We start from the raw sequence: 17,028 nt of genomic DNA on the forward strand, positions 1-17,028 counted from the left end.
ACCCACCGGACGCCGGTGGATCAGCCCGAGCCCGGCTGATCCACCGGCGCTGGGCGTCGCCGACCGGAGGACGGCGGCGGCAACCACGGTGGGGCGGTCGTCGTCGTGGCCGGGGCGAGCATCTGCATGTCCACGACGAAGCAACCGACGATGCCGTCCCGGGTGCGGCCGATCCACACCGGGTACTCCCCGTCCCCGAACCCGGTGAGGAACGCGATGACGTTCGCTCCGGGTACGACGTCCCGGTGTTCCAGCGTGTCGGAATCCTCGACGTCGAAGTTCAACGGGTCCGTGTCGGCCAGCCGGCCGACCGCGTCGTGCGCGGCCTCGTCGAACAGTGCCATCGTGCCGGTGTCCACCCCGACGCCGAAGAAGTATCCGGGCGCCAGCGTGGCCGGATCCTCGCCGGCCCGCAGCGCGAGGTCCCACGAGGTCACCGGCCGGTCGGCGAGGGTCAGCCGCGCCGCGGCGACGCGGCCGTCGAGCAGCGCCAGGGTCAGCGGGTACGCCCCGGGCGGGACCGTCACCGTGAACGGGCCGACGCCGTCGGGCCAGCGCCGGGTCACCCAGCCCGGGTCCGCGGCGGTCAGCCGACCGGTGGGCAGCCGGAGGACGCCCCCCGGCACGATCTCGCTGACCGCCGTCTCGCCGGTGGCCAGCAGGTGGCGTGTGCCGGGCCGGAACAGGTCCGCCGCGCGGGACGGGTACAGCGGCGGGGCGGGCGTGGGTACGACCGGGCCCGGCCCGTGCCGGCTCCCGCACCCCGCCGCGCCCAGGCCGACCACGGACAGCGCCGCGATCAACGCCTGTCGACGGTGCACGGTCGCCCCCACCTCCCCCTGGATGCTGCCTCGGCCGACAGGCTCTCACCCCGCTCAGCGGGAGGCGAGCCCGGCCTGCCGCAGCAGGTATTCGCGTTCCGGGACGCTCGCCGTCTGCCGTGCCGCGGCACGGTAGTGGGCGGCGGCCGCCCCGTGCTCACCGGCCTGGTGGAGCAGGTGCGCTCGCACGGCGGCGAGGCGGTGGTTGCCGGTCATCCGGGGCTCGGCGTCGAGCGTCTCCAGCAGTGCCAGCCCGGCTCGGGGCCCGTGCACCATGGCGGTGGCGACGGCGCGGTTGAGGGTGACGACGGGGCTGTCGTCGAGCCGTTGGAGCATGTCGTACAGGTGGAGGATGTGCGGCCAGTCGGTGTCCTCGGCGCGGGCTGCCTGGCTGTGCGCCGCGGCGATCGCCGCCTGGATCTGGTAGGGACCTGGTCGGCGGTGCGCCAGTGCCGCGGTGAGCAGCGTGATGCCCTCGTGGATCACGCGGCGGTCCCAGCGGGCGCGGTCCTGCTCCGCCAGCGGCACCAGTTCACCCTCGGGGCCGGTGCGCGCCGCCCGGCGGGCGTCGGTGAGCAGCAACAGCGCTAGCAGGCCGGCGACCTCGGCGTCGTCGGGGCGGGCCCCGTGGAGCGTACGGCCCAGCCGGATCGCCTCGGTGGCCAGGTCGGTGCGCTGCAGGGCGGCCCCGGAGGTCGCCGTGTGCCCTTCGTTGAAGATGAGGTACAGCACGTGCAGTACCGCCCGCAACCGACCGTCGTAGTCGTCCGGGGTGGGCGGTTCGAACCTGGCGCCGGCGTCCCTGATGCGCTGCTTGGCGCGGCTGATCCGCTGCGCCAGCGTCGCTTCCGGCACGAGCAGCGCATGGGCGATCTCCGCCGTGGTCAGCCCGCCCACCGCGCGCAGGGTCAGCGCGATCTGCGACGCCGCCGTGAGCGCGGGATGGCAGCACAGGAAGTAGAGCGTCAGGGTGTCGTCGGGCGGTGTGTCGCCGGTGTCGGCCGCCGGCGCCAGCAAGTCGGCGGAGGGCACCTGCGCGGCGAGTGTCGCCTCGCGCCGTGCGCGGGCCTGCTCGCTGCGCAGGTGGTCGATCAGGCGCCGGGAGGCGACGCGGATGAGCCAGCCCCGTGGGTTGTCCGGTACGCCGTCGGCGGGCCACTGCGTCGTGGCGGCCAGCAGGGCCTCCTGCGTGGCGTCCTCGGCCTCGTCGAAGTGCCCGTAACGGCGCGTCACCGCGGCCAGGACCTGTGGCGCCAGTTCGCGCAGCAGCAGGTCAGCGCTCATCCGTGCACGGGACGTAGTTCGACGCGGGTGGACACCGCCTCGGCGAAACGGCCGGCCAGCTCCACCGCCCGGTCGTGGCTCGCCACGTCGATGATGCCGAACCCGGCGAGGAACTCCTTGGTCTCGGCGTAGGGCCCGTCGGAGACCACCGGTGTGCCGCCACGGGTGTCGACCGTCAGCGCGCGCGCCGGCTCGGACAGGCCGAAGGCGGTGACCAGCTCACCGGTCGCGGTGAGTTCCTCCTGCAACGCCTGCATCGCCTGGAAGTGGGCGGCGATCTCCTCCGGGGACATCGCGTCCGGGCCGGTACCGGCCAGCGCCTCCCAGGACGACGGCTCGCCGTAGGTCATGACCATGTACTTCACCGTCACCTCCGCATCCCGTCAATGCGGACATTGATACCAGAAGAGCCCGGCGGAAAAAGTCCTAAAAAAATCTCGGGCGGTGTGTCGAGAACTGGCGGACGGCTCCGACGTCACGGGCAGAGGCACGACGACCCGACGAGGAGAGCCCCATGACCACCACCGTCACCACCCGTTCCGACAGCCGCCCGACCGCGCCGCGCCGCGCCGATCGCCCGGTGGGTGCTGCAGGTGTTCCTCGCCGTGCAGTTCGCCTCGGGCGGCGTGCTCAAGCTCATCGGCGACGCGCGGATGATCGACCTGTTCACCGACATCGGCGTGGGGCAGTGGTTGCGCTACCTGGTCGGCGTGTGCGAGGTGGCCGGAGCCGTCGGCCTGCTGGTCCCGCGGCTCGCCGCGCTCGCCGCCCTCGGCCTCACCGGGCTCATGGCCGGTGCCGTGGTCACCAACCTGCTCATCGGCGCGAGCCCCGCGATGCCGGCCGCGTTCCTGCTGCTCGCGGGCATCGTCGTCTACAGCCGCCGCGCCCGGCTGCGCCGGCCCGCCGCTGCCCGCTGAACCCCGGCCGCTCACCCCACCCGAGGAGAGGAACCACCGCCATGACCGACGAGACCATCGGCGGCACCCCGTCCGCCGGCGCCCCCCACCCGACCCTGAGGACCCTCGACGTACTGGTCGGCACCTGGCAGGTGTCCGGGCCCGGGCACCACGGCACCGTCACCTACGAGTGGATGCCCGGCGGTCACTTCCTGGTCCAGCACGTCGACCTGGTCCAGGACGACCAGACCACCACCGGCGTCGAGTACATCGGATACGACGCCGAGAGCGGCACCCTGAAATCGCACTTCTTCGGCAGCACCGGAGACATCCTGGAGTACGTGTACGAGGTGGCCGACGGCGAGCTGACCATCTGGTTCGGCCAGCCCGGCTCACCGGCGAGATACCGGGGCACCTTCGACGCGGAGGGCACCACCGCCACCGGGGCGTGGGCCTGGCCCGGCGGCGGCTACGCGTCGACCATGACCCGCGTCCGTCCCTGAATCGGCCGTGCCGGGCGGCTCGACATCGGCGGATGTCGGGCCGCCCCGGCGGGACGTGGCCGGCTCCCCGCTCCGACGGGGAGTCAGGGGCTGCGCGGGGCGACCAGACCCGACTCGTAGGCGAAGACCACGAGTTGGGCACGGTCGCGGGCCCGCAGCTTCGTCATGGCCCGGTTGATGTGGGTCTTCGCGGTCGTCGGGCTGATCACCATGCGGTCGGCGACCTGGTCGTTGGACAGGCCCTGCGCGACGAGGGCGACGGCCTCGCGTTCGCGGTTGGTCAACTCGTCCATGCCCGCGTCGGTGCCGGTGCGGAGCGGCTGGGTGACGTACCGGTCGATCAGCTTGCGGGTGATCGACGGCGCCAGCAGGGCGTCGCCACGGGCGGCGACGCGTACGGCGTGCAGGAAGTCCTCCGGCTGGATGTCCTTGACGAGGAATCCGGCCGCGCCGGCGCGCAGCGCGTTGAAGACGTACTCGTCCAGTCCGTAGTTGGTCAGGATGACGACGTGCACCCCGGCCAGGGCCGGATCCGCGGCGATGCGCCGGGTCGCCTCGATGCCGTCGACGACCGGCATCTGGATGTCGACGAGCGCGATGTCGGGCAGGTGCGCCCGGGCCAGCGCCACGGCCTCGCTGCCGTCGGCGGCCTCGGCGACCACCTCGATGTCGTCCTCGATGTCGAGGAGCGCGCGGAATCCACTGCGGATGAGCGGCTGGTCGTCGACCAGCAGGACACGGATCACGAGAGCCGGTCCACGGGAAGTTCGGCCTGGACGGTGAAGCCGCCCTCGCGGCGGGGCGCCGCCGTCAGGTGACCGCCGAGGGCGGTGACCCGTTCGCGCATCCCGAGCAGCCCGACGCCGGGCACCGGCGCGCTGTCCGGCGTGGTCCTGCCGTCGTCGTCGACCCGGATGAGCAGGGCGTGGGGCCGGTAGTCGATCCGGACCCGGGCGCTGGCGGCAGCGGCGTGCCGGGCCACGTTGGTCAGCGACTCCTGGACGATCCGGTAGGCGGTCCGGTCCACCGCGGCCGGCACGTCGTCCCGGTGGCCCTCGATCGTCAGCGTCGCGTCCAGGCCGGTCGTCCGGGCCCGTTCCACCAGCTCCGGAACCTGGTCGAGCCCGCGCGGCGGGTTCCGGTCGTCGTCGCGCAGCGCCTCCAGGGTCGCGCGCAGTTCCCGGGCCGCCTCACGACCGGCCTCCCGGATCGCCAGCAGGGTTTCCGGCACCTGTTCGCCCCGCTTCTGAGCCAGGTGGACGGCGACCTCGGCCTGCACCTTGATGACGGAGATCTGGTGGGTGAGCGAATCGTGCAGCTCCCGTGCGATGTGCAGCCGCTCCTCGTCGGCGCGGCGCCGCGCGGTCTCCTCGCGCGTCCGCTCGGCCTCGTCGGCCCGGCGCTCAGCCTGTCGCAGCGCCTCGCCCGCCGCGCCGGCGGCGATCAGCCAGGCCAGTTCGAGCGCGCCCCGGGCCCGCGCGAACGCCTCACCCGTGTCGTGCAGGCCCGAGACCATCGCCGCGACCGGGAGTGCGGCCAGCATGAGCAGGCTCGCCGCCACGGTGACGGTGCGGTGTCCCGCCCGCACCGCGCCGTACACCGCGAACAGGTACGCGACGGCCGGCACGTCGAAACCGGCCGCCTGGTGACCCACCGCGCACAGCCCGGTGACGGCCAGGACGGGAACCGGAGCGTGGCGGCGCGCCGCCAGGGCCAGGCCGCCCGCCGCCAGAAGCGCGTACCCGAGCAGGTCGCGGCCGGTGGCGGCGTGCGGCCCGGACAGCCCGGTGACCAGCAGGATCACCGCCACACCGCCGGCGATCGCCCAGTCGCCGGCACCGATCCGTCTCCTGCCCATGCGCGCACCCTAACCGGCCGGCCACCCCGGGCGACTCCTGCCCACGGACGATCGGCCGGGTACCGCGGACGCGGTAGCTCGCCGCGTTCTGCGACATCCGTGGCAGCCGGATGGGCCCTTTGCGGCAGCTCGAAGTGCCCGCGCCGGCAGGACGACAGGTGGCGGGGCCGGCGGACAGGATCGGACACGTCCGGTCCTCAAAGGGAGAAGGAGCATCCTCATGTCCACCCGTCATGTGTTCACCGCTTACGCCTCGACCGCCGTCGATCCCACCACCATGACCACCGGACGGCTCTTGGGCAGCGTGGCCGCACTGGTGGCGCTGGCCGGCGTGGTCGTCGGTGGGCTGGCCCTGGCCCGCTCCGCCGGCCGGATCGGCAACGGCAACGGCAACGGCAGACGAGGGGCCCTGGTCGCCCTGGTGGCCGGGCTGACCGGCATGGTCCTCGGCGGGGTGGTGGTGGCCGCCGCCGAGGGTGGTCCCGGCACCGGCTACGGCATCGTCGGTGGCTTCCTGGCCCTGGCGATCGGCCTTGTCGCCACGGTCCTCGGCTGGCTCGCCCTGGGCCGCTCCCGCCGCACCGCCTGACCGGCCGGCCGGCCTGCCGACGTTGCCCCGGTACGTCGCAGGCCTGCCGGATGTCAGGGAGAATGCGTAGGTGAGTCCCGAGATCCTGCTGTTGTTCGTCCTGGCGGCCGTCGCGGTCATCGTCTTCGCGCGGTGGCTGGCGTCGCGCAGCGGTCTGCCCTCGGCGGCGCTCCTGACGCTGATCGGCATCCTCTACGCGCTCCTGCCGGGACCGAACATCACGCTGGACCCGCACATCGTGCTGACCATCGTTCTGCCACCGCTGCTGTACAGCGCGGCGCTCGACTCGTCGCTGCTGGCGATCCGCAGGAACCTGCGCATCGTGGTGAGCCTCTCCGTGGTCCTGGTGCTCGTGACCGCGATGGCCATCGGGATCGGGTTCCACCTGTTCGTCGCCGGGGCGACCCTGGCCGCGGGTGTCGCGGTCGGCGCGGCCGTGGCGCCTCCCGACCCGGTGGCGGCGCTCGCGGTGGGCCGGCGGGTGAACCTGCCACCGAAGCTGGTCACCATCATCCAGGGCGAGGGGCTGCTCAACGACGCGACCGCACTGACGATCCTCAGCGTGGCGGTGACCGCGGCCGTCAGCGGCACCTTCTCCTTCGCCGCGGCCGCCGGGAAGTTCGTGCTCGCGGCGGCCGGCGGGATCGTGGTGGGCGCCGTGGTCGCGTGGGGTGTCCGTGTGGCGCGGCCGTTGACCAGGGACCCGTTGCTGTCCAACGCGGTCTCGCTGGCCACGCCGTTCGTGGCCTTCCTGCTCGGCGAGGAACTGCACGTCTCCGGAGTCCTCGCGGTCGTGGTCGCCGGGCTGATCGTCGGGCATTACACGCCCCGGCTCGCCTCCGGCGCCAGCCGGCTCCAGACGAGCGCGGTGTGGCGGCTGGTCGACTTCCTTCTCGAAGGGTTCGTCTTCCTCCTGATCGGTCAGCAACTGCCCAAGGTCGTGCACGGACTGCGGCAGTACGACACCTCGACGATCGTCATCGCGGTAGCGGTGTCGGTCGGCGTGGTGCTGCTGCTGCGCCCGTTGTGGCTGGTCCTGAACCAGTTGCTGCCCCGCTGGATGCACACCCGCCTCGGCGGTGCCTCCGAGTACGACGACGACACGCCGGGTTCCGCCCGCCGCGCCGCGTGGGAAGCGCGCAACGCCCGGCGGCTGACCGGACGCGAGGTCGTCGCGCTCAGCTGGTCCGGCACGCGCGGCGTCATCACCCTCGCCGCGATCTTCACGCTGCCGGTGGTGACCGACAGCGGAGCACCGTTCCCGGACCGGGACCTGCTGCTGTTCTGCGCCTTCGTCGTCGTGCTCGTGACGCTGGTCGGCCAGGGGCTCACGTTCGCGCCGTTGGTGCGGGCGTTGGGCCTGCGTGCCGACGAGGCGGACCAGGTCCGGGTCCGGAACGAGGCACGGTCGGCATCGGTCGAGGCCGCCCTGGCGCGGCTGTCCGAGGTCGCCGCCGAGGAGCCGGAGAACATCGACGCCGTCGAGTCGATGCGCGCGCAACTGCACGGCCGGCTGACCCGCTACCGCGGTCGCCTCGACCTGCTCCAGGCGGCCGACCTGCCCGGGGTGCCGGTCTCACCGGCGTACGAAGCGGCGCTGCGCATCCGCCGGACCGCGATCGACGCCCAGCGCGAGGAGCTGCTGCGGTGGCGGGACGCCGGCCAGCTGCCGGACGAAGGGCTGCGCGTCCTCGAGCGCGAACTGGACCTCGAGGAGCTGCGCCTGCCCGCCCGGCTACCGTGAGAAGCCCCGGCCCGGCGCCCGCCGGTACGGTGACCTGGGCGGCTTGACGTGGTTACCAGCCCGGCGGAGGAGTGGCGTGCATGGTGGCGACACCTGCGGCCGGCAGCGGTACGGGGCCGGCGGACAGTGACCCGATCGCGAAGAGCGTCGGCTTCCGTTCCGATCGTGGCCCGGTGCTCGCCGCGATCATGCTCAGCACCGGGCTGGTCGCCCTGGACTCCACGATCATCGCCACCGCGGTGCCGTCGATCGTGCGCGACCTCGGTGGTTTCTCGCAGTTCCCGTGGCTGTTCTCGATCTACCTGCTGACCCAGGCGGTCACGGTGCCGATCTACGGCAAGTTCGCCGACTCGCTGGGACGCCGGCCCGTGATGTTCTTCGGCATCGCGCTCTTCCTGCTCGGCTCGATCCTGTGCGGCGTCGCATGGAGCATGCCTGCGCTGATCGTCGCGCGCGCCGTGCAGGGCATCGGGGCGGGCGCCGTGCAGCCCATGAGCATGACGATCGTCGGCGACCTCTACACGGTGGAGGAACGCGCGCGGGTGCAGGGCTACCTGGCCAGCGTCTGGGGCATCTCCGCGGTGCTCGGCCCCACCCTCGGCGGCGTCTTCTCCGAATACCTGTCGTGGCGGTGGATCTTCTACCTCAACCTGCCGCTCGGTGCGGTGGCGGCGTGGGCGCTCGCGCGTCACTTCAGCGAACGGATCACCCGCACCAGGCACCGGGTGGACTACGCGGGCGCGGCCCTGCTCACCGTCGGATTCGGGCTCATCATCCTCGGGCTTCTCCAGGGTGGCGTGGCCTGGCCGTGGGCGTCCGTCCAGAGCGTGGCGATCCTCGTGACCGGGGTCGTCGCGCTCGCCGCCTTCGTCGCCGTGGAGCGACGCGCCGCCGAGCCGGTGCTCCCGTTGTGGGTGTTCGGCCGCCGTGTGCTCGCCGGAGGCAGTCTCACCGCGCTGTGCGTCGGCGCGCTCACCATCGGACTGAGTTCCTACCTGCCCACGTACGCCCAGGGGGTGCTCGGCACCAGCGCGCTGGTGGCCGGATTCGCCCTCGCGGCGTTGTCGGTCGGCTGGCCGCTGGCGGCCAGCCTCGCCGGGCGGATCTACCTGCGGGTCGGCTTCCGTGACACCGCCCTCATCGGCGGCGTCTTCGTGATCGGCGGCGCGGCGCTGACCACCCTGCTCGCGCCGGACTCCGCGATCTGGGCGGCCGCCGCAGCCGCCTTCGTGCTCGGCGTCGGGCTCGGGCTGACCGCCAGCCCGACCCTGGTCGCCGTGCAGTCCGTGGTCGGCTGGGACCGCCGGGGCGTGGTCACCGGGGCCAACATGTTCAGCCGGTCACTGGGCAGCGCGGTCGGCGCCGCCGTCTTCGGGGCGATCGCCAACGCCACCCTCGCGGACCGTTTCGCGCATCCGCCGGCGGAGGTCGGCGCCCGGCTGCCCGAGCACGTCGACGCCACGAGCCTCGTCCTGGGCGGGCACAGCCGGTCCGCCGAGCCGGCGGTGGCCGACTACGTCCGCACGTCGCTGTACGACGCGACGCATCACGTCTTCATCGCGCTGGCCCTGCTGGCGGTCCTCGGGCTCGGTGCGGTGCTGCTGATGCCGCGCCGCAGCGACCACCTCACCTTCGAGTAGCTGCCCACCGCTGCGACCGGCTCCCGGCCGTCCTGCCGGAGCGGGACACACAACCCCGTCCTCGGCGAGCCACAACCATCAGTTGTGAGTGCATACGATCAACCGGTGGACACGGAGGCAGTGCGATCGTTCGTCCGGGCGGCCGAACTCGGCCAGTTGCAGCATGCGGCCGACGAACTGGGCGTGACCCAGCAGGCGGTCTCCAAGCGGATCGCCGCCCTGGAGCGCCAGCTGGAGGTGCGGCTGTTCACCCGCACCGCCCGAGGGGTCGAGTTGACGCTCGACGGTCAGGCGTTCCTCCCGCACGCGCGGAGCATCGTCACGGGCGTCGAGCGCGCCGTCGCGGCGGTCCGGCCGGGCTCCCGGGCCCTCCGGATCGACGTTCTCGGCCTGCGCAGCGCGCAGGCAGTCGTCCTGCACGACTACTGGCGGTCGCATCCCGGAACCCGTCTCGACGTGGTGACCCTCCGGGTCGACGACCCCCGCGTGGCGGTCGCCGCCGTCGAGGCGGGCGATGTCGACGCCTCGTTCCGCACCGTCACCGACCCGGCCACGCTGCCACGCGGCGTGCAGATGATCCACGCCTTCGACTCCCCGCTGGAACTTCTCGTCGGCCCGAGACATCCGCTCGCCTCGGCGCGACGGCTGACGCCACCGCAGTTGCGCAAGCACCGGATCTGGGTGCCGGGCATCGCGCCCCGGAGCGAATGGGCGGACTTCTACGACCAACTCGCCACCGACTTCGACCTCCGCATCGACGCGGCGGGCCCGCACTTCGGCGACGAAGTGCTCCTGGACACCCTCGCGGACTCCGCCGACGTGGCCACCCTCGTCGGGTCGCGCGACCGGTACATCTGGCCGGCGAACCACGACCTGCGCCGCATCCCCGTCGTGGATCCGACGCCGGCGTACCCGCTCTCGCTCATCCTCCCCAGCACGAATCCGCACCCGGGACTCCGCGCGATCGTCGCCCACCTGCGCAGCCTGCCGGGGCTCCCGGAGCCGGTCTGGCTCCCGTCCTGGCACCGGCGCCAGGGCGCGGCGACCGGCGACCTCGCGGATGCCGGCACACCCCACCCCCGACAGAGATGACGTGACATGTCCAGAGACCGTCTCCTGCGCATCCACAGCGCCGAGTTCCGGGCCATGGCCGAGCGGGTTCTGCGGGTCAGCGAGCTCACCTCCCGCCTGAACGCCCTGCCCTTCTCCGACGAGGCGGGCAGGGCGGAGCTGTTCGAACGGATCCTCGGGCGGCCGTTGCCGGCGAAGGTCACGATCTATCCGCCCTTCTTCACGGACCACGGTCTTCACCTGGACCTCGCGGAGCGTGTGTTCATCAACCAGAACTGCACGTTCCTGGACTACGCCGGCATCCGGCTCGGCGAGCGGGTGATGGTCGGCCCGAAGGCCACGTTCATCACCGTCGGCCACCCGGTCGATCCCGAGGAGCGGCGGGGCTGGCTCAGCGGCGCACCCATCGACGTGGCGGAGAACGTGTGGATCGGCGCCGGCGCCACGATCCTGCCCGGCGTCAGCATCGGCCGGGACGCCGTGGTCGCGGCCGGCGCGGTGGTGGCCGACGACGTTCCGCCGGCAAGCCTGGTGACCGGCGGCAAGGCCGCCGTGCGCCGACGATGGTGACGGCCCGTTCGAGGCCGTCCCGCCTTCGCCGGCACACGGCGGCCGCGCAGGGGGAGGGAACCATCAGAGGCGGTCGAGGTCGATCGCGTCGGCGATGGCCCGCATCCCGGCATCGTTCGGGTGCAACCCGTCGCCGCAGTCGTACGCCGCCCGGAGGCCCTGCTTCTCCGGGTCGGCGAGCGCCCGGTCGAGGTCGATCACGGCGTCGAATTCGCCGCTGGTGCGGATCCACTGGTTGACCGCGACCCGCGGTCCCTCGGCCGGTTCGTACATGCTGCCCACCACCGGAGTCAGGGTGGCGCCGAGGACGGTGATTCCGCGGGCGCGAGCGGCGCGGATCAACGCCCGGTGGCCGGCAATGAGATCGTCCTCGCTCACCTCGGGCGAGGGACCGCAGCCGAAGTCGGGCAGCCCGCTGGTGCCGAGATCGTTGAGGCCGGCCAGGACGATCACCGTACGGACGCCGGGCTGGTCGAGCACGTCCCGCCGGAAGCGGGCCAGAATGCTCTCGCCGTAGCAGGTCGAGCCGGTGAGCAGCTTGTTGCCGTTGATCCCGGCGTTCGCCACGCCCATCGGCCGGCCAGCGGCGGCCAGGCGTGCGGCCAGCTGGTCGGGGTAGCGGCTGTCCGCGCCGGGTGTGGAGCCGTACCCGTCCGTGATGGAGTCCCCGATGGTCACCACCGTGCCCCGGGTCGCGCGGGCGCCGCCCGCCACGTCCACCCCGGTCAGGTAGTACCAGGAGTCGCTGACCTCGCCCGCGAAGGCGCGGCCGCCGCGGTCGTACCGGTGGTCGCCGGCGGCGCGGTAGGTGGTGGTCAGCCCGTTCTCGTGGAAGGTGGCGGGACCGGTGGGCCGAGCGGCGTACAGGGTGACGGTCAGCCGCTCCAGCGGACTCGTGGGCAGGAACACCGCGTCGGAGGCGGCGTCGCGGCCGGCCGGGATCGTGACGCCGGCCGAGCGGCCGAAGGTCAGCCGGCGGACGGTGCCGGGCCGGATCTCCGCGCCCGCGCGGGTCCGGCCGACGGTCGCGCCGGTCAGGCGGAGCGGCCCGGTGCCGTAGCGGTTGGACAGCCGGATCCGCACCTGGTCGCCCCCGACGCTCAGCCGGACGACCTGCCGCACCGACTGATCGCTGAAGCCGTCCGTGGACCAGTTCGGCCCGTCCCACTCGTTGCCCGGCACCGGGTGCTGCGGCGCGCTCGCCCAGCTGGTCGACCAGCCGCGGGTCGCGTCGTGGTGGCTGGCGGCCCCCGCCGGCGCCGCCGGGGCGATGGTCGCCAGGCCGGCGACCACCAGCGCCGCGCCGATCGCGCGGTGACGACGTTTCGGATACATCGTGGAACACGTCCTTTCAGAGCCAGTAGGTGTCGTGGCGGAGGAAGAACTCGGTCCGTTCCTCCTCACTGAGTGCCGCCAGCCCGGCCAGCCCCTCGAAGTAGCCCTCGCGGGGTGCGCCGGGCGCGAAGTGCAGCAACATCGACGCGGGTAGGCCGGACTCGTTGCGGAAGGCGTGGACTCCGCCCTCGGGCACGTGGACGAAATCGCCCGGTTCGGTGTCGATCCAGCGACTGCCGTCGTAGATCCGCACCGAGCCGTCGAGGATGTAGAACGACTCGGAGATGCGGCGGTGGAAGTGCGGGGCCGGGCCGCTCGGTGTCGGCCCCATGTCCCAGCGGTAGAGGCCGAACTGACCGTTCGTGGTGGCGCCGGTGGCCAGGTAGTGCGCCCCGCCGCCGTTGGCGTGGCGCAGCTCGGGCCGGGTGTCGGCCCTGCGGTACGTCGCGCTGGCCTCACCGGCGGCGCCGAGGTACCGCGGTGGGGGGTACGTCATGTCGGTTCTCCCTCGATCCGTGGCGTGACCGGCGCTACCGCCTCGCGGCGGGCCGGTAGCGCAGCAGGACGACGCCCGAGCCGAGCTCGGTCTGTCCGAGGAGTTCCAGGTCCGCCGTGCCGCCGTCTCGGAACAGCAGGTCGCCGTCCGCCACCCGGCCGTTTCCCACCAAGACCGGGTGCAGCCAGAACCGCAGCTCGTCGAGCAGGCCGTTGTCGAGCAGGGTGCGGGCGAGCCGGCCGAACCCGTACATCAGGATGTCCTTGCCGGGCCGCTGCTTGAGCTCGGCGACCTCCTTCGCGACGTCACCGGCGAGGATCGTGGAGTTGTTCCAGTCGGCGCGTCGCAGGGTCGTCGAGACGACGTACTTCGGCAGGCTGTTCATCCGGTCCGCGAAGCCGGCCTCGTCGCGGGGCATGCTCGGCCACGCCTGGGCGAAGCCCTCGTACGTGGCGCGCCCCAGCAGCAGAGCGTCGCTGCCGAACAGCTGCTCCAGCGCGTACCGCCGGCCCTCCTCGGCCGAGTACGGCGGCATCCACAGGTGCGGGTTCGCGATGACGCCGTCGAGGGAGAGGTACGTCGAGGCGATCACCCTCCTGGTGGGCGCGGCGCTCGTGCCAGTCATCGTTCGCGGTCCTTTCGCTCGTACCGGCCGGCCTCGCCGCCGGTCCCGTTCACGTGGGCCCAGCCTGCTCCCGGCGGGGGTCGGCGGACATCCGTGCGGCCACGGATTCGCGTACGGAAAGCCGGTACTGATGTCCCGGACCGAGGTGCGGGACAATGAGGTGTGTCCTCGACCAGCACCGAGCGGCCGTCCAGACGTGAGGCGGAGGTGCTCGCCCTGCTCCGGCTGCGGCTGTCGAACGCCGAGATCGCCGAGAGGCTGTTCATCTCGGTGCGCACGGCGGAGAGCCACGTCTCGTCGTTGCTGCGCAAGTACGGCGTCGCCGACCGGTTCGAGCTGGCGGCACTCGCCGAGCCGCCGCAGGGCGGCGCCACGCCGGCCGGCAGGCTGGCCGGGGTGCCCGACCCGCGTACGGAATTCGTCGGGCGCGGTCCCGAGCGGGACGCGATCCGCACCGCCCTGGAGCACAACCGGCTCGTGACCCTGGTGGGCCCCGGCGGGGTGGGCAAGACCCGGCTGGCCTGCGTGGTGGGCGCGGCGGCACGCTCGTTTCCGCTCGGCGGGGTGTTCGTCGATCTCGTGCCGGTCCGGGACGGCTTCGTGGCCCAGGCCGTGGCGGCCGCGGTCGGGGTCACCGAACGGGCGCAGCAGCCGCTGCTGCCCGCGATCGTGGATCGCCTCAGCCAGGGCCGCACCCTGCTCGTGCTGGACAACTGCGAGCATCTGCTCGATGCGGTGGCCGAGTTCGTCGAGCGGGTCCTGTCCGCCTGCCCGGATGCGACCGTCCTGGCCACCAGCCGCGAGCGCCTCGCCGTGCCCGGCGAGCAGGTCGTCCCCGTGGCGCCCCTTCCGCCGACCACGGACGCGGTGGCCCTGTTCCAGGACCGGGCCCGGGCGGCCGACCCGGACTTCGCCGCGGATCCGGCGGTCGTCGCCGACCTGTGCACCCGCCTCGACGGGATGCCCCTGGCGATCGAGCTGGCTGCCGCGCGAAGCGCGTCACTGGGCGTGACGGGCCTACTGGCCGCCCGGGACGACATCCTGCGCCTGCTGGCCGGTGGGCGTACCGCGGACGGGCGGCACCGCTCGCTGCGCGCGGTGCTGGACTGGAGCCACGACCTGCTGGACGACGAGGAACGCACCCTGTTCCGGCGCCTGTCGGTCTTCGTGGGGAGCTTCGACCTGACCGCCGCGGCGACGGTCAGCCAGGCGGCCGGGTCCGGTGCGGTCGCCGACCTGCTCGGGCGGCTCGTGGAGAAGAGCCTCGTCGTCCACGTCCGGGGCGGGACGAGCAGGTGGCGGCTGCTGGAGACGGTCCGGGCCTTCGCCGCCGGACAGCTCGCCGTGGCCGGCGAGGAGCCGGTGCTGCGGGAACGGCACCTGCGCTGGGCCGCGGCGACCGCATCGGGCCTGGAGCGGTGGCCGGCCGACCGGTCGCGCGGGCACCGCGGCGCCGGCGACCGGACCTCGGAGGCGGGTCGGCCGGCCGACTTCCACGCCGTCGCCGACGACCTCCGGGCCGCCCTGGCGAACTGCCCGCCGGGGCCGAGCCCGCTCGCCCACCAACTGGCCCGTTCACTCGGCCGTCTCGCGTACGCGCACCGGTTCCTGCTCGAAGCCGCCCGTCATTTCGAGCGCGCGGCCGCCCACGCGCCCACCCCGGCCGACGCCGCCCGGGACCTGCGCAGCGCGGCCGACTGCGTCGTGGTCGTCACCAACTCCAGCCCGTGGGCGTTCCGTCAGCTGCTGGCTGCCGCCGAGCGGGCGGGCGCGGCCGGCGACGGCGACGCCCGGGCCGTCGTACTGGCCCGGGCGGTGGAACTGGCCAACCGGTTCAGCTCGGAGCCGGCCGCCGAGATACCCCAGCAGCGGCTGCGCGACCTGCTCGACGAGGCGACCGCGGGTGGGGCGCCGCACCGGCCCGCCGTGGCCGCCTGCCTCGCGCTGGCGACGGCGTGGGCGGCCCGCGGGCAGTGGCGCGACCCGGATCCGGAACTCGCCGCCGCCGCGGTCGCCGCTGCCCGCGCCGCGGGCGATCCGGTGCTGGTCAGCGCCGGCCTGGAGGCGGTGAGCGCGGCAGCCACCAGGGCCGGCCGGCTACGCGAGGCGCACCGGGTCGCCGGTGAACGCATCACCCTGCTGCCCAGGCTGCCGCGCGACGATCCCTACGCCGGCCCGGAGATCGTCGACGCGTTGCACATGGCGGCGACGTACGCCCTCGCGGCCGGCGACATGCCGGCCGCGCTGGCCGCGGCCCGCCGCGTGCAGCACGACGACCTGGTGAGCAACCACCCGTACGCGTCGGCGAGCAAGCTGATTCCGGCCCTCGCCCTCACCGGTCGGTTCGCCGAGGCGGTGCGCCATGCCGGCGACATGTGGGCCGGTTGGCAACGGGCGGGCCGCCCGCCCGCCCCCTGGCTGTCGCCGGTCATCCTGGCGGCCGCGCTGGCGCACGGCCTGCTCGGCGACGCCGAGAGCTTCGGCCGGTGGCGGAGGCGGGCGCTTGCGGTCACCGGCCTCGCCGATGCCGAGCACCTGCCGAGCCTCGTCCCGTTCCTCGCCTTCGTGGACGCGCGGTTCGCCGTGCACACCTCCCGGCTGGAGGGCGCGGCGGCGCTGGTCCAGCGCGCCTTCGGTGACTACCCGCAGAGCAGGTACGAGCCCTACGCCCGGGCCGCCGCCGCCGAACTCGCCGTCGTCGCCGGCCTGCCCGACGCGTCCGAGCGCCTGGCCGCGGCGGCGCCGGTGTGCGGGGAGAACGACTGGGCGGCTGCCTGCCTCACCCGCGCCGCCGGTCGGCTGCACCACGACGAGGAGGCCCTGGCCACCTCGGTCACGGCGTGGGAGCGCAACGACGTCCGGTTCGAACGCGCCTGCACCCTGCTGTTGCTGCCCGCCCGGGCCGCCGAGGGGCGTGCGGAACTGGCCGAGCTGACCCACCGCTGAGTGGCCGAGGGCGCCCCACACCGTCGAGGCGGTGATCTTGCGGCTTGTCCATTGTGGGATCATGACGGCTCATGTGCGCGGTTTCCGCGCCGAAGCATCTGGAGGTACGTGTGCGCGGATCAGCGCGACGACTGGCCGTTGGAATTCTCGCCGCGACCCTTGGCGCGGTGACACTCGCCTCGCCCGCGCAGGCGGCGACGAATCCGTTCACCGCGGCGCAGGCGTGCAACAACGACTTCGGTGGTTCGTGGGCGTACGCCAGTGACGGCCACCGGTCGATCTACGCGCCGGACGGCACCAAGGTGGGCGACGTCTACCTGATGTACAACAGCGCGAGCGGCTACAACTGCGTCGCCACTCTCAAGCGGGTCGCCGTCGGCTCGACGACCGGAGCCTCCGCGGGGATCCGGGTGGAGGGCGGATCCTGGGTCGACGACTCGGGTAACTTCAAGTACTACGCCGCGATCCAGCGCTCCGCCGTCGACAAGTGTGTGATGTACCGCGGTGAGGTCCTGTACGGCACCAGTTGGCAGAGCGCCGGCCGGTCCAGCTGGGGCAACTGCGGCTGAGCGCCACCGCGCCGTGACCGCCGACGTGCGGTGAGGTCTCCGGCGGACGGTTCGGCGACCGGACCGAACCGGAAGCCG

The 17,028-nt window shown here is 73.4% G+C and carries 17 protein-coding genes; 9 read left to right on the forward strand and 8 right to left on the reverse strand.

Translation table 11 applies throughout. The annotated features are described in order from the left end of the window. Positions 1-20: 20 nt before the first annotated feature. The 3 genes from ABZW14_RS14995 to ABZW14_RS15005 are packed head-to-tail and all read right to left on the reverse strand — an operon-like array spanning position 21 to position 2,461. Positions 21-821, reverse strand: a complete 801-nt coding sequence (locus tag ABZW14_RS14995; RefSeq protein ID WP_355345599.1) for a DUF4241 domain-containing protein — start codon at positions 819-821, stop codon at positions 21-23. 54 nt (positions 822-875) lie between these two features. Further along, entirely contained in the window at positions 876-2,105 is a 1,230-nt protein-coding gene (locus tag ABZW14_RS15000) for a sigma-70 family RNA polymerase sigma factor (protein WP_355345602.1), read from the reverse strand. Further along, the gene (locus tag ABZW14_RS15005; protein ID WP_355345735.1) at positions 2,102-2,461 is read right to left on the reverse strand and encodes a YciI family protein; all 360 of its coding nucleotides are present in this window, start codon (positions 2,459-2,461) and stop codon (positions 2,102-2,104) included. Before ABZW14_RS15005 ends, ABZW14_RS15000 begins: the two co-directional genes overlap by 4 nt. Positions 2,462-2,689: 228 nt before the next feature. Here ABZW14_RS15005 and ABZW14_RS15010 point away from each other — a divergent pair, with 228 nt between their 5' ends. Continuing rightward, a complete protein-coding gene (locus ABZW14_RS15010) occupies positions 2,690-3,025 on the forward strand; it encodes a DoxX family protein (protein WP_355345605.1) in 336 nt (111 codons plus the stop codon). A 41-nt stretch (positions 3,026-3,066) separates the two neighbouring features. Continuing rightward, positions 3,067-3,507, forward strand: a complete 441-nt coding sequence (locus ABZW14_RS15015) for a hypothetical protein (RefSeq protein ID WP_355345608.1) — start codon at positions 3,067-3,069, stop codon at positions 3,505-3,507. A gap of 83 nt (positions 3,508-3,590) precedes the next feature. On the opposite strand, the gene ABZW14_RS15020 is transcribed toward ABZW14_RS15015, so the two are convergent. Together ABZW14_RS15020 and ABZW14_RS15025 are read right to left on the reverse strand one after the other, a co-directional pair. Then, positions 3,591-4,253, reverse strand: coding sequence for a response regulator transcription factor (locus tag ABZW14_RS15020; RefSeq protein ID WP_355345611.1), 663 nt, complete (start codon positions 4,251-4,253; stop codon positions 3,591-3,593). Continuing rightward, complete coding sequence (locus tag ABZW14_RS15025; RefSeq protein WP_355345614.1) at positions 4,250-5,365, reverse strand: histidine kinase; 1,116 nt, start codon at positions 5,363-5,365, stop codon at positions 4,250-4,252. Before ABZW14_RS15025 ends, ABZW14_RS15020 begins: the two co-directional genes overlap by 4 nt. Before the next feature lie 220 nt (positions 5,366-5,585). Between ABZW14_RS15025 and ABZW14_RS15030 the strand changes: the two genes are divergently transcribed. The 5 genes from ABZW14_RS15030 (at position 5,586) to ABZW14_RS15050 (ending at position 10,979) form a co-directional block, all read left to right on the forward strand. Beyond that, the gene (locus ABZW14_RS15030) at positions 5,586-5,954 is read left to right on the forward strand and encodes a DUF6223 family protein (RefSeq protein WP_355345617.1); all 369 of its coding nucleotides are present in this window, start codon (positions 5,586-5,588) and stop codon (positions 5,952-5,954) included. Between the two features lie 70 nt (positions 5,955-6,024). Continuing rightward, entirely contained in the window at positions 6,025-7,698 is a 1,674-nt protein-coding gene (locus ABZW14_RS15035) for a Na+/H+ antiporter (protein WP_355345620.1), read from the forward strand. A gap of 80 nt (positions 7,699-7,778) precedes the next feature. Next, entirely contained in the window at positions 7,779-9,338 is a 1,560-nt protein-coding gene (locus ABZW14_RS15040; protein WP_355345623.1) for an MDR family MFS transporter, read from the forward strand. A 105-nt stretch (positions 9,339-9,443) separates the two neighbouring features. Further along, positions 9,444-10,430: a LysR family transcriptional regulator gene (locus ABZW14_RS15045; RefSeq protein WP_355345626.1), complete on the forward strand. Its 987-nt coding sequence runs from the start codon at positions 9,444-9,446 to the stop codon at positions 10,428-10,430. Between the two features lie 6 nt (positions 10,431-10,436). Further along, entirely contained in the window at positions 10,437-10,979 is a 543-nt protein-coding gene (locus ABZW14_RS15050) for a DapH/DapD/GlmU-related protein (protein WP_355345629.1), read from the forward strand. 63 nt (positions 10,980-11,042) lie between these two features. Here the strand turns inward: ABZW14_RS15050 and ABZW14_RS15055 are convergent, their stop codons facing one another. Genes ABZW14_RS15055 through ABZW14_RS15065 form a run of 3 tightly spaced genes read right to left on the reverse strand, consistent with a single transcriptional unit; the run spans position 11,043 to position 13,435 of the window. Continuing rightward, positions 11,043-12,314, reverse strand: a complete 1,272-nt coding sequence (locus ABZW14_RS15055; protein ID WP_355345632.1) for a GDSL-type esterase/lipase family protein — start codon at positions 12,312-12,314, stop codon at positions 11,043-11,045. Positions 12,315-12,330: 16 nt separating this feature from the next. Beyond that, on the reverse strand, positions 12,331-12,810 hold the full coding sequence (locus tag ABZW14_RS15060; RefSeq protein WP_355345635.1) for a cupin domain-containing protein: 480 nt from the start codon (positions 12,808-12,810) through the stop codon (positions 12,331-12,333). A 34-nt stretch (positions 12,811-12,844) separates the two neighbouring features. Further along, positions 12,845-13,435, reverse strand: a complete 591-nt coding sequence (locus ABZW14_RS15065; RefSeq protein WP_355345638.1) for a dihydrofolate reductase family protein — start codon at positions 13,433-13,435, stop codon at positions 12,845-12,847. A gap of 162 nt (positions 13,436-13,597) precedes the next feature. Here ABZW14_RS15065 and ABZW14_RS15070 point away from each other — a divergent pair, with 162 nt between their 5' ends. Both ABZW14_RS15070 and ABZW14_RS15075 read left to right on the forward strand, forming a co-directional pair. After that, positions 13,598-16,381, forward strand: coding sequence for a LuxR C-terminal-related transcriptional regulator (locus ABZW14_RS15070; RefSeq protein WP_355345641.1), 2,784 nt, complete (start codon positions 13,598-13,600; stop codon positions 16,379-16,381). Positions 16,382-16,548: 167 nt separating this feature from the next. Then, a complete protein-coding gene (locus ABZW14_RS15075; RefSeq protein WP_355345644.1) occupies positions 16,549-16,950 on the forward strand; it encodes a hypothetical protein in 402 nt (133 codons plus the stop codon). Positions 16,951-17,028 lie beyond the last annotated feature (78 nt).

The sequence above is a fragment of the Micromonospora sp. NPDC004551 genome (assembly GCF_040609975.1).
Lineage (GTDB): Bacteria > Actinomycetota > Actinomycetes > Mycobacteriales > Micromonosporaceae > Micromonospora.